This window comes from Rhodanobacter sp. PCA2, assembly GCF_013620825.1.
Classification (GTDB): Bacteria; Pseudomonadota; Gammaproteobacteria; order Xanthomonadales; family Rhodanobacteraceae; genus Rhodanobacter_A.
The window spans coordinates 1-12,994 of sequence record NZ_NJIC01000054.1 but is presented as its reverse complement, the minus strand read 5'-3'; the positions used below and the strand labels follow the sequence as shown (position 1 = coordinate 12,994).

The 12,994-nt window shown below is 57.1% G+C and carries 7 protein-coding genes; 1 reads left to right on the top strand and 6 read right to left on the bottom strand.

All coding sequences use genetic code 11. From position 1 onward, the window contains the following. Positions 1-266: 266 nt before the first annotated feature. Entirely contained in the window at positions 267-1,322 is a 1,056-nt protein-coding gene (locus PCA_RS16710; RefSeq protein WP_181303752.1) for a DNA cytosine methyltransferase, read from the bottom strand. An 87-nt stretch (positions 1,323-1,409) separates the two neighbouring features. Here PCA_RS16710 and PCA_RS16705 point away from each other — a divergent pair, with 87 nt between their 5' ends. Beyond that, on the top strand, positions 1,410-3,044 hold the full coding sequence (locus PCA_RS16705) for an NERD domain-containing protein/DEAD/DEAH box helicase (RefSeq protein WP_181303751.1): 1,635 nt from the start codon (positions 1,410-1,412) through the stop codon (positions 3,042-3,044). Here the strand turns inward: PCA_RS16705 and PCA_RS16700 are convergent. The 5 genes from PCA_RS16700 to PCA_RS16675 all read right to left on the bottom strand — a co-directional run bounded on the left by PCA_RS16700 (position 2,999) and on the right by PCA_RS16675 (position 12,599). Beyond that, positions 2,999-4,741 carry a hypothetical protein gene (locus PCA_RS16700; protein WP_181303750.1) on the bottom strand — a complete coding sequence of 581 codons (1,743 nt, stop codon included), beginning with the start codon at positions 4,739-4,741 and terminating at the stop codon, positions 2,999-3,001. The genes PCA_RS16705 and PCA_RS16700 overlap by 46 nt on opposite strands. Next, the gene (locus PCA_RS16695) at positions 4,738-7,794 is read right to left on the bottom strand and encodes a helicase C-terminal domain-containing protein (protein WP_181303749.1); all 3,057 of its coding nucleotides are present in this window, start codon (positions 7,792-7,794) and stop codon (positions 4,738-4,740) included. The genes PCA_RS16700 and PCA_RS16695 overlap by 4 nt, the downstream gene beginning before the upstream one ends. Further along, positions 7,787-8,881 (bottom strand): RNA polymerase sigma factor RpoD/SigA, encoded by a 1,095-nt coding sequence (locus PCA_RS16690; RefSeq protein ID WP_181303748.1) that lies wholly within the window; start codon positions 8,879-8,881, stop codon positions 7,787-7,789. Before PCA_RS16690 ends, PCA_RS16695 begins: the two co-directional genes overlap by 8 nt. A 468-nt stretch (positions 8,882-9,349) precedes the next feature. Next, a complete protein-coding gene (locus PCA_RS16685) occupies positions 9,350-9,763 on the bottom strand; it encodes a very short patch repair endonuclease (RefSeq protein WP_343204544.1) in 414 nt (137 codons plus the stop codon). A 1,471-nt stretch (positions 9,764-11,234) separates the two neighbouring features. After that, entirely contained in the window at positions 11,235-12,599 is a 1,365-nt protein-coding gene (locus PCA_RS16675) for a TniQ family protein (protein ID WP_181303746.1), read from the bottom strand. Positions 12,600-12,994: the final 395 nt, after the last annotated feature.

Here is a 12,994-nt window from a genome sequence, read left to right as displayed (position 1 = left end):
CGCGCAGAGCAACCTTTGGTTGGGTTTGCTATACAAGATGACGAACCGGCTGAGGTCAACCGCTATGTTCCACTCACGAAGAGATGGTCGACAGCGACGTCGCATCATGGTCATCCTCTCCGGCGCAACGCAGTACGGACGCACGCGAGGGCGCGGGGGGTGCCTAATACCTTTGGCACTCTAGCTTTAACCCAAACCGGGCACCATCAGTGATCCGTAGAGTCACGAACTAGAGAACTTCGTAGTGCTCCACGACGGGCTAGAGGTCAAGCCCGTCTGGCTTTCGGGTTAGCGCGAGCGTGCGAGAAGAAGCTGCGTCCGATGATCTGTCCGAGGCGTGGGGGTACCGCGTTACCGATCAAGCGCCCCACCGACGTGAAGCGCACTCGTTCGCCCTCAGGAACGAACTTATATCGCTTTGGGAAGGATTGCAGAATCGCAGCCTCCCTAAGACTTATCGCCCGATCTTGTTCAGGGTGGCCGAAGCGCCCGTTGCCAAATCCATGGCACAAGGTCGTCATTGTTGGAGCGGGCCGTCCCCACTCCATGCGCCCGTAAACGGCCCCGTAGCCAGTACCCGTCGACCTATGGTGACAACTTGCGCGCAAGGACTTCGGCCAGTCACGCCAGCTGCCTCCAGGCAGCGATGCCCGGATTCGCTTGAGGTTCAACTCGGACATACCTGCCGCAGCATGGATAGAGTCGGAGGGATCCGACGTTCCAGCAGCGAGCGACGGCATATCAGCTATTGCCGACCGCACCGTCCGTCGGCGGGCGCCGACCTCTTGCGGAGAGAGCAGCGAAATTTCGCCGAGTCGTGACGCGAGTAGCACGAGTCGGCGCCTCCGCTGCGGCACACCATATTCTGCGCAGTCTACGACGCCGCACCATGTGTGATATCCCTCAAGCTTAGCGACGAAGTCTCTAAACACGTCGTTGTCTGCAAGCTGTGGCACGTTCTCCATTGTTACGAGGTCTGGCTTCACTTCGGAAACCAGTCGGCCGAACTCAAGGAGCATGCCCCAGTCACTGCTGGCTTTCGGATCACGAGCTTGACTGTATGTAGAGAACGGCTGGCATGGCGCGCAACCAGCAAGAAGAGTCAGCTCAGCACCTTCTAGAAAGCTGCTGAAGTGCCTTCCGGACAACGCCCTTACGTCGGCACACATGAACGAAGCCGCGTTATTGGCTTCGTAAGGGAATCGACAGTCCGGGTCGAGATCGACGCCGACGCGCACGTCAACACCAGCGCTCGCGAGGCCATGTGTCAGGCCACCCGCACCACAAAATAGATCCACTGCCTTGATGCGAGGGTTTTCCATGTCGTAAGAGAGATGCTGGCGCCTTCAGGTTGCTGGCAAAAAGGCTACCCTATCCCGAACAAAATCTCGAGGGGGAGGCGACTACGGATGGCGATCGTATACAAGCTTGACGAGGGCGCCACCCACCCGCCCCAGTCCGAGCGGGAGGTGCTCGGTGCTTTGGCACGACTAAGCGACGATTGGATCGTCTTTCATTCAGTCCGTTGGCAGTCGCTGCGCGCAGGCCGCCAAGGTGACGGTGAAGCAGACTTCCTGGTCGCTCACCGTAAGCACGGCCTTGTCGTCCTTGAAGTAAAGGGAGGAGGAATCGTCATCGAGGACGGTCGCTGGACCTCCGTAGACCGGCACGGCCATAGTCACGCCATCAAGAATCCGTACGTTCAAGCTACTCACTCTAAGCACGCGTTGTTGGCGTTTCTCTCATCGTTCGACCAGTCCCTGGCACAAATACCGATTGTTCATGCAGTAGCCTTTCCTGATGTAGAGACGCACGTCTGTCTCGGGCCAGTGGCCACCCCGGAAATCACTTTATTTTCAAGCGACCTCACGGCCATCGAAGAGGCGCTACTCCGCGTCTTCAGACATTGGGGTGCGTCCCGGCCGTTCTCCTCAGGCCAACTCGACCGCTTGGTCACCCTATTGGCGCCAACCGTGACCATCGAACGCACTCTCAGTATAGGCCTCCGGAAAACGGAGGCCGAGATCGTGCGGCTTACCGAGTCGCAGCAACGGGGCTTCGCCAGACTCCGGGCCGTTTCCAGACTGTTGGTATCAGGAGGGCCCGGTACAGGTAAAACGCTGCTGGCTATCGAACGAGCTCGCCTTCTTTCGGAGCAAGGGGCGCGGGTTCTGATGGTCTGCTACAACGAATTGCTGTCGCGTGTGATCCGGCACCATCTTGCCAGCTGCCTTGGAGTGGAGGTCTCTACTTTTCATCACCTCTGTACTTCGGCTTTGCGGCAAGCCGGTATGACGACTCCTTCAGTGCCGGATCAAAGCTGGTGGGACGTCGAGGCCGCCAAAGAGCTGGAAGCCACCTTTGCCGCCAAGAGCGGTGTTTACGATGCTGTAATCGTTGATGAGGGCCAGGACTTCTCTCCTCTCTGGTTCAAGACGCTCTCAGCGGGGCTGTCCGATCCGGAACACGGCCCGATGTACGTGTTTGCCGACGACCGCCAGGAACTCTGGCGTCGCGACTGGCACAGTGGCTTGAAGCACTTCGGAGAGCTAGAGCTATCTGACAACTGCCGAAACTCAGCGCCGATTGTTCGTTGCATGAATGCGATCTTCGGAACCGCTTCGCCGCCAGGTGCTGCTGAAGGAGCTCCGGTGATCACGATCACTTACGGACCAGGGGACGACCTGGCATCCTTAGTGCTGGAGCTGAGTCAACGTTTGATGGAAGACCAAGAAGTCGAAGCATCAGAGCTCACGATCCTCGTCGACGAACCTCGCCTTGCAGAACGGCTCCGAAACGCCTATGTCGGTGAACAACCAGTTGTCGGCTTTGGAGGAGATGGCGTTGTTTGCGAAAGCGTATCGCGCTTTAAGGGCCTTGAGTCACCCGTTGTTCTTCTCGTTCTCTCCCGGTCTCACGATGTGCCCTCAGGATTGGTGGCCGCTTTCGTCGGCCTCAGTCGCGCGAGGGCAGCGGCCGTGATACTGATGCCTTCAGATCACCCTGCAGCCCGCTCCATTACTGAAGCTGCGGGCCGCAGATAGCCGTCAGCCCCGAAGAGGGAAGTTCGCGATAGGTGGCGGTTGAAGAGCCGACAAGACGGCTCTCCGATGTGGAGACATGCTGTGCATGCCCCGCCTCCACGTTCACAACCTGGATCAAGAGCACATCGGTGCTCATCATTGACCAGCGCCCTAAGGAATGTATCGAGGTCAGATTCGAAAACTGCCTGCAACCCTCCTAGAACGAAGTCTCCTTTTGCCGCGGCGTAGATGTAGAAGCCCAAGTGGCTTGGCACCAACATTTCGGAGAGTGTGTTACGTTCAATGCCCGCGTGTACCGCGAGGATCCTAAGCGTGCGGTGAGCCATCGAATGGATCATTGTAAGCAATGCCGAACCAAGCTCATTTCCCTGGTATCCCCATTCCGGCATGTCGGCGGACTTTAATATTGCGGCTCTGGCTTCGCGTGCTGTCCCAGGCGCCTCACCCGTTGCAAGACCACGGTTAGCGATCCAATCCCACACGCGCAGCGGTGAAAGCCTAAACAGAAGTGCTTCCGTCTCGGCGACTTCGCCATACACGGCGTAGGTCCCGTTCTTGTCCCTGAAGGGGCGTAGTGTCGACTCCCCGGGAGCGGTTCCGCCACGGGTATATCCGTAATGGCCGACCATCACTGGAAAGCGGTCGTATAGCTCAACCGCTTCCATGCCTGCCGTCCGGATCGCTCGCCCGTATTTTTCGTGGTACCGCACGCCCGACGGCGAGATGGGGGGGGCACGTTTCCTCAGATCCTCCAGTGTCATACGCGACTGCGCGGCAGCCATGGCCATAAGAACGGCTTCAGCCTCGGCGACTTCCTTCTGATGAATGTCGAGTTCAAGCGATGTAGGCGGACCGGCTAATGCTCCGGAGCCGATTGCTTCTTGGACCATTCTGTCTACAAGCGCTTCAGGCAGGTTGTTGGCGCGGAGCTGCTGACGCAAAGACTCAGCCGTCGTACCCGCATCGGTGGCATCTCGCTCGGTCATGCCGTCGAGGACCCACTCCAGTGCACGCGCTTCCCCACCGGCGTCCCGAAGTTGCTGAATTCGATGGGTTGTAGGCGGGTTGACCATCACGACGCTGCGCGGCGTGTATACGCTTGCGGCTCGATGAACGTTGTAGCTCATCCGGCCGTGGCCACACTCGCAAGGAACGTTGTTCGCGAGCCCCTGGCGCAGGGTCTTCTTACAAACAGGACAATAGAAACGGATATCCCGTGCCGAAGACGTACCCGGATACTGGATGGAAACCTGCCTGTGCTCAGGGCACATCGGCAGTTGGGGTTCTCGAAGCGCGCCACATTCGTGGTACCCCACAAAAGGCAGTTGCGCGCGACTGCCGGACGACCCGCACTGGCACTTGCCGACCTTTTGTCGATGCAGCCTCCCGCAGTTGGGGGCTCTACACATCCATATGGCGGGAAAGGGCTTGAGTGTTACTCCGCGATCCCGGTTCAACTTACGCAATTCCAGGGCGTAGTTACCGCGCAGGTGTGCCGCAAACCCGCTGTCCGTCTGAGCATGAGTCCAAGGCGAGATCGTTCGTAACAACTCCTTGCGAAGAGCGTTGGCATCTACCGAATGTTCGGGAATTGCGTCGTTCCAATACGCGACCTTCCATATGCCTCCCTTCACATCAACGGTCTGCTGAGGAAGGAATCCAAACTGAATTTGCGACGCGCTACGCTCATCCCTCATCGCAGATCCTCCTTGCCATAGACGGTCACACTTTCTTCGACATCACGAAGTGAGCGCATAGGCCCACTTCCGGGACTGGCCTCCGAGCTGAACCTCACGTCAGCTGGCGGGTCGTTGATGTTCCGCATAAAGACATCCACCCATTCAGCAACATCCTTACGAAGTGCCTCATTGAGTTCACCTATCAGGCCTAGTGCTTCCATCAAGGCTTCCGCCTCGGCATCCGGGTCGAAATTCTCGTCAGCCCGGAATTGCTTCAGGGCTCTAGCCATGACGAGGGACTTACCAGCTGCAGGTTCTTCCAACATCAGGATTCGAGCCAGTTCCATACCAGGCAAAGTCCTCTGGAGAACCCTTCGACTTCGCCGAGTAATCGGGATGGGCTCGACCAACCGATCGGCATGCTCCACGAACTTAGGAAAAGTCCGGTAAATCCCAGCGTCCCGCTCTCGACCCATCTTGGGCACCAGAATCACGAGCCCTGGATATTTGCGCCCTACACGGGCCGTGGCTTGAATGAATTCTGCTGTGCCTAACGGAAAGCCGACCATGGTCATAACGTTCAGCCGGTCGATGTCGACACCGTGTGACATCATTGAGGACGCCATGATCAGATGGAGCCTCTCATCAAATTGAGCGGGTGGCTTTTCGAGTCGGGCAAGCGTCTGGCGCACCTCTTCGAAGTCCGTGCGCCCAGTAAGTGATGCTTGCGTAACTTTTCCCTCCACAAGCACCTGCGTCTCTGCGGATCGAGTCATCGCATCCAGGTCACGCAGAGTGTTTCCGTAAACGACGTCGGTCCCGTAGAGATCAACGATTTCCCCAGCCATTGCCACAGGTATGCCTATTTCTGGGCACGTCACTTCGGGATCGGACAGAAGCCGTCGAATGCTGCGCTGAAGTACGGTTAGGATGCGATCGACCGCGTGCTCGACCGTAGCGCCACGCGGTGCCAGTGCAATGTAGTGCCGCATCAGCTGGCCGGAGTCCGAAGTCCAAAAACCGACACCTGGGGCAGGGCCAGGTTGAGGAAAGACTCTCGCCCGCCTCCCGTACAAGGTATCTACTTGATGTTCGTATCCCGCGAGCGTTGCAGACGACCCCAAGATCTTCGGCTTTCTCTCGGAGGTGGCTGCGCTCAGATGGTCGTAGAGGGCCTCGTAGTGGGCATCCACGGCTCCAAGACTGTCCCTGAGAAGATGCAGCTCGTCTTGCAGACGAAGCGACGGGGCGAAGCGCGGATCTTTAGATATTGGCGTGACTGCATGTGCGCAATCGGGTACGAGACAACCTGAAGGCCTGCTGCTGCGAGGTGCGTAAGTAAAGCCGTGTCCTTTTCCTGTACACAGTCCGAGCGGGTTCCCAATGAAGCCCCGCATAGCCGCCTGCATACCTATTGACGCAGCCTTATCGAGCGTTCCGACGACCACGGTCGGTAGAAAGCGGTAAATTTCTTGATCAACGATGTAGAACGGCAATGCCTGCTCGGGCCATTCGCAATTCGGCGCTGTGCACCGATGCTGCAAAGTCCAGGTTTCGAGGTCGAACGCAATGTCGACACTAGTATTACGACAGAACGGACACCGATCCAGGATGAGGAATCGCTTGTTCGATTCGTCGTCGTAAGCATTCGGCTCGTCCTCCTTGGGATCCGCCTTGAACTCGTTGGGGGTCGCCCCTTGACCGACAAAAAAACCAAGCGAGAAAGTGTCGCCTCCGATCAAGTAGCGTCGGCGAACAAGCTCGGCGGCCGCGATCGCGTCGGCAAAGCGTTGCGTCTGCTGGAGAGAAAGCATTCGCAGAGGGAACCGGCTCCATGCAGTTATCCCGGAAAGCTTGCCGCGCATGCGATCAAGCAACATTGCCGTGACCAACAGACCAAGATAGGTTTCGGTTTTCCCACCGCCAGTCGCGAACCACACGATGTCTGCGATTTCGGCTTCCGATGGCTCCATCAACGAAGCTAGATTGGCCACGAGAAAGCCGAATTGAAATGCGCGCCAGCCGTGATACCTCCCGTTCGCGGATATCTCCATCGCCTCATTCATCAGCTTGAAGGCCCGCCTCAGCTCCTCCTCCTCCGCAAGCAGCCGGAGACCCTGCTCCAATCTAGCGTTCTCCTCCCAAAAGGCCGTTCGGCCCGCAGCCGCAGCCTCGACCATTTCGGAGGACCACCTTTCCCTTGCTGCACGCTCCGAAAGAGATTGCTCGCTCCAATGCACTAGGCCCCATGCCTTATGGGCGGCGTGCAGCAAAGTTGCCGTCTGGACAGGGTCTTCCGCCAGGCGAACGAAGGATAGCGTTGCTTCGTCAATCCCAGGTGGGACGAACGTCGGACGGAATCGTGTAGCTTCGGGAACATCGCTGGTAGCGATCCTGCCGCCTCGATCCAGGACAGCCGCGTTTAAGCCTATCGCGGGAAGTTCCCGGTCATATCGGAAGGCGTCTTCTAGCCCCTCAAGTTCGAACGGGGTGGTTGTGAGTCCACCCACCTCCAGGCAGGCCTCGTAAAGATTCCGATCCTGTGGAGCCTTTTCGTTGCTTTCAGACGTATTGACCAGTTGGATGACAAGCTCCTGTCGCCCATCTCGAGTCTCAAGCGAGATATCGATCGCTGCTGCAAGATCCTCACGACCCGTTTCCCGAACGATGGCTTGCTTGAGGGGCTCACTAAGCGTGCGAGAGGTAACCAAGTCTGCTTCGACTGTGATCTCGCGCTTCACACTGATAGGCCCACTTTTTTGCCATGTGCCGCCGCGCTCCGGCTTCGACCATACGACGAAGGTTGCACTCACGCCGAAAGACCAAGGTCCAGCTTGGGACGGACGTATGCGCAGGCCAATAGCACAGGGAGCCAAGCGCTCGAACCGGTCGTCATCGACATTGCTGACATCAATCTCAGGCGACAATCGACCTAACCAGAACAGGCTCGAAGGCTGACTATCACTCTCTCTAGCTCGGTCACCCCTCGCGTCTACGATGATTTCATGCTGCAGCCATTTGATTGCTCTGCTGAAATAATCATTTTTGACCGTCTGCGAGTGCTCAGTCATTTAAAAATTCCCTTCCTTCCGCGACCATCTTGTTTGCCGGGTGAGCTAACTTTTTCAAGCTTTTGCTTTCCAGCTGCCGGATCCGTTCACGTGTAAGGTTGTATTGCTTACCTACGCTTTCTAAGGTCACAGGGCTCTGACCATCCAGACCAAACCTCTGCCGTAGGATGTCTGCTTCGCGCTCCGGTAATGCTGAAATCCATACGGACATGAAGTTCTCGAAGTCGACTTCGATCGCCAAGGCCTCAGGCGTAGGCTCGGAAGAAGCAAGCTGGTCGATAAGGCTCGGCCCTTCTCCATCGGACAGGTCCAATGGCACAAAACTTTCGGCTTCAAGCACCATCAGCTTTCCGACTTTCTCTATTGGCCAACCGAGCTCATCTGCGATCTGCTGCGGCCGAATTCTTCTCGCGGGCGCTTGTGCCTGGAGCCGACGTAGGACACGTCGCAACGCCTTCAATTGATCAACCCGGTGAATAGGGAGTCGGATGACCCGTCCGGTATTGCCGATGGCACGAAGGATTGACTGCTTTACCCACCAAGTTGCGTAGGTAGTGAATCGAAATCCAAGGTCCGGATCGTAACTTTCCGCCGCACGCATAAGGCCAAGGATTCCCTCTTGAAGGAGGTCCTCCATTTCCACGGCATGATTGGCATGACGGCGGGCGATATCCATCGCAAGTCTGGTGTTGGCTAGCACGAGCGCTTCTCGTGCCTTGAGGCCGTGTGCCTGTTCTCGTAAGACTTCTGGGGTTGCCGGCAGCTGTCCGCTCGCTATCTGGGCTTCAAATTTTCGTCCTTTTTGCACTGCGCGTCCGAGCTTGCGCTCTTGCTCGGCACCCAAGAGTTCATGATGCAAGAGTCGGTCGAGCAACCCAGCCAGCTGTCTCTCTTGCTCTTCATCTTCAGCCGCCTCATCTTCCGTATCATCGACCTGTACTGGGCCCATGAGTCCAGCAGTTTCCGCATCCTTTGCTATCCGCAAAATCTCCGTAGGTTCAAGCTTGAGAAGCGAGTACACCCGCTCAAGGGACGCCTGCTGGAGAGGTTGTCCGGCCCGTCCGCGCTCGGCAAAAAGAATTGCCATGGCTCTTTCGAGCAAACTTGCGCGAACGCTGGACTGTGGAGCTGCTACGTCATCGGATTCGATCGCTTCATCGTCGACGCTCTTGTCGGCGCAACCATGGGGCTCCGATAAAGAAGAGGGTCCTCGGCTTGCCAGTGGGAGGCCGATAGGGGCTGGAGATCGCAAGGATGCGTGGGTACCTGTCGTGCCTTTTAAGCTTCCGAGCCAACACTCGACCGCCCGGGCTATTGGGCGGACCGCGTAATCGACATTGACGGATGGTGAGTCGAAGCCGAAGGGGCTCGGAACATAGCCGAGACTCTTTGGAGTGCCCCCTTGCTCTATCGCAAGAGGGCCGCGTGGCTTCCCCCCTTTTGCATGGAGCACCGGTGGCCTCCATGCGTGATATGTCTTGCGCACGTGCGGCCCCCTGCCGTTGACGAGCACTCTTCCTTTGCCAACTCTAGACGATAGATACGTTCCATGCCATCAATACGCTCGGGGAAGCAGCTTGTCTACGACCCGGAAGGCGCTTTCCAGAGTAGCCAGTTCACACTCCCACACTTCGATGACGGCCCACCCGCGCTGTTCGAGAAGCTTCCGATTTCTTCGATCACGAGCCACGTTCGCATCGAACTTATCGGACCAGAAGCGTTGGTTCGTTGTCGGGGTGGTCGCTCTAGGGCAACTTGGATGTCTATGCCAGAAGCAGCCGTGCACGAACACAGCAAGGCGTAGCCGCGGAAAGACCACGTCCGGGCATCCGGGGAGATCCTTTCGACAGATGCAAAAGCGGAAGCCTCGCCTATGAGCAGCAGACCTAAAAAGAAGCTCGGGCTTGGTGTCGCGTCGACCGACGGCACGCATCATCCGGCTTCTTGTCGTGGGGGAGACCTTATCCACGGGAATACCTTTTACTCGATTTTAAGCCTCCGCACCGGTGTACTTTAGAGCACGCCAGGCACAGTCTCCCGCGGAATACTCTGCTGTGTTCGTAGTGAGCGGCGTTCTCGCCATAGGGGCGGGTAGGTCAAGCAACGGCTATCTGATTTGTGGTCGGGAATGTCCACAAGTCTGCGCGACGCATTTGCCCGCAGCACGTGCATCTGTATCAAGTACCAGAGAGTAGTAGTCGCGTCGACCTCTTGGAACCAGCAACGACATCTTCCCGCCATTGCTTGGGTGGATGTGAGGATAGGTTACGCTTTGCTCCTCCATGCATAGTTGTCCGATTTTTGGACATCAATTCCCATAGAAGTCAGACATATCGTGAGCAAACCTACCTGCTCACGCATGGGTCTTCTTCTGGTCGAAGAGCGCCTTTCTTGAAGCAGATTATTTTTGCGCGTCTAGCGAAATGGCTGCTCACTGTCGAACTTAGAGCGACCGCCGGTCGACGGTTATGACTTGGCCAGTCATCAGGCACGCATGCAACTCAGCCGAGTCGTAACCATCATCGTCCTCTTCGATGGAGGCGAGCCAGAACCAAGGAGGTCTGCAACTGCACTGATGGCCGCAATCATTATCGGCTTCCGATGGCGCCAAGATATCATTGCAAACGAGACACTGCACATGAAACCTTCCGCAGCGGTCGCACTTTCCCACATAGTGCACAGCTGGGTAATGCACAGGTTCTGAAGCGTGAAGCGGTTGAAGGACCATGGTGAGTTCAGGATAGCCATCCCAGAAAACGCGACCGTGCTTGCAACCCTTCCTCTGGCAACGTGGCCATGTCGACGGATCGAAGTCCTTCAGGTGATCCAACGGCAAGATACGGATGGAGACAGCAGCCTGCGCTCTTTTTTCAGCCGCTTTCGTATAGCCGGCTGGGCTTACAAGATACCCGTGGGTCGCACCCACGTCCTCCATCAGCCCCCGAAAACTCTCCACGTCCTTGACGTCTATTTTTCGGGCTCTCCTCTTTGCATCCACGATTAAGCGGCGACTGTTGTCGGTGTCATGCCGTGCCTCGATCAGCACATCGACTTGCCTGCGTACTCCGGTGACCCTTCCGACAATGCGCGCGTTTGGTGTAACGCAAAGATCGGTCTCCAACTGATCTACAAGCATTCGTGCCACCACCCGCTCATATAGTTCCCACTCGGGCGTTTTTCGATTCACTGGTGTGCTCCGCTCTGACGGTACAACATTCGATGCAGCTGCAAACTATCGTGGGAAGCGGCCTGAAACAGCTGCCGGCGAGGAGCTCGCCATAGACCGTTGTGCCCGTCGAGTCACGCCACACACGTCTGACTTAGGTTGTCTGTGGCGAGTCATACCGTGCTCGCGATACTTTGTCCAAGCCTTCATGGCCTCGTGGGTGATTTGCAACGATGACCACTTCCGCCAGCAGCGAACTCGGTGCGGGTGAACCTCAAGCAAACGGAGCGCGGTTTGCAAGTGGATTTCGAGTCTCTGCATCTAGCTCATGGAGAATAAGTCGGGCGGCGGATTGTTCGGTTAAGACGAATTCGATGACTGCACGCAGTAAGTTCTTTGGAAGCGAAGAACGATTTAGTAGAACGCGTAGGAACGACTTCTTGGTCAGAAGCTCTGTTTGAGTGTCATGCCATGTCGACAAGAGCGACCTCGCAGCGGCTATCGCTTCGTTCTTGTAGCGCTCGGGTCTACTCGTTCGGTAAGCAGACCAGTTGGCGACAACCAAGGCCGATTTGCGCGGGAAGTGATTTCGCAGCGTGTTTTGTGCGACGCCGAGGGTAGTCGCGATGGCCTTGAGCGACAAAGGCGGCTCATGACTTTCGGCAAGGATGGCTTCAAAAGCTATCTGTAGTTTCCTAGGGTCTACGCGCTTCGCACTCGTTCGCGCTAGCGCTGGAGGAGGATTCTCCAACACAAACTTGAAGACGGCCGTGCCAACATGACCTTCGAGTAAAAGGGGAAGCGGCACGTCGAGACACGAGGACAATTGCCTAGCTGCCGTGAGACTGATTGGCTCGTCCTGTAGTGCCAATTTTATCCACTGATCGCGGGAGAGCTTGTTCCACAGACGTATCTCCTGCTCGGCCTCCCACACTGCGTCAAAGACTTTCTTGACACCTGCAGTTACCCCGCCCCGAGGAAAGCTATCAGCGCGTCGGCTTATTGCATCCACAAGATCAGCAAGGTCCAGGCCGAACTGCTGTATCGAGGGTAACACTTTCGAGTGTGACCGGTCTTCGTGTTGTTTCTTGCACTTTTGGCATCGGCTTAAGCAAGTCCATTGAGCATAACCCCGCGGGATGTGGCCACAATGCGTGCAGCGCTCCTGCAAACGCAATCCGTGTATCTCGCATGCTTCCACCGCAGATAACGACCATAGAAGACGAAGATAGGCCGGCTGGCCGGAATCTACGTCTGCTTTAAGGCAAGCCGGGCACCATCTAAGGCGTTTCGCGTATGCACCTGCCGTCCGCCCAAGCGCCTGCTCTAGGAAAAGGTAGGTCATCCTTCGAAGCACAATAGGCTCGGTGCCTGTGGCCAGAGCAACCATCTGAACGACGTCGGCGGTAGTCCGATTCGGTCTCGTCAGGCAGGCCAACGGTGCACTCTGCGCCTTTGCGCTTGCTGTGCCGGAGATGGGATGCGCCTCCGTCAAGCGAGTGATCAGGGTGCCCGCCGGAATCACATGTTGTTGAGCCAGACGGATGATGTAAGAGGGTAGTGATTCAATGGCTCGTCCCTCATCGCAAGCCACCGGGATTCTAAGGAGCTGCATCGCCAACCCGTGCATCACGCTCATGGCGCCGTGGCTTGCGCGTTCCCGGGCGACGCCTTGTGGTCTCGGCTACCGTTGTACTCGGGAAGGGTGCTTGAAACTCGCCGGATGAGTAAGAGGCCAGCTTGGCCTCTCCCGCTTCGATCTCGCGATGTAGGGCAGCAAACTGTGATTGCGGGAGAGCGCTGGTTTTAAGATGCGCTTGGGTTAGCAGCTTCGCACCGTCCAACTGCGCCCGTACCAGGGCTTGCCTGAGCCACCTAGACAGTTGGCCAACACAACCTAGGCTCCCCTCAAGAAGTAACGTTCCTTGCGCTAAAAGGCCTCTTTCCATATCCGTACTGAAGCGTCCTCGTTTTTCCGAGTCACCCGGAAGTAGAGGTGGTTGATGATGCCATGGCGTAGGTGACGGGCGAGAG

Coding starts and splice junctions, on each gene's coding strand:
- PCA_RS16690 (WP_181303748.1), bottom strand. CDS start 8,881: ATGGCAATTCTTTTTGCCGAGCGCGGACGGGCCGGACAACCTCTCCAG.
- PCA_RS16710 (WP_181303752.1), bottom strand. CDS start 1,322: ATGGAAAACCCTCGCATCAAGGCAGTGGATCTATTTTGTGGTGCGGGT.
- PCA_RS16705 (WP_181303751.1), top strand. CDS start 1,410: ATGGCGATCGTATACAAGCTTGACGAGGGCGCCACCCACCCGCCCCAG.
- PCA_RS16700 (WP_181303750.1), bottom strand. CDS start 4,741: ATGAGGGATGAGCGTAGCGCGTCGCAAATTCAGTTTGGATTCCTTCCT.
- PCA_RS16675 (WP_181303746.1), bottom strand. CDS start 12,599: ATGAGCGTGATGCACGGGTTGGCGATGCAGCTCCTTAGAATCCCGGTG.
- PCA_RS16695 (WP_181303749.1), bottom strand. CDS start 7,794: ATGACTGAGCACTCGCAGACGGTCAAAAATGATTATTTCAGCAGAGCA.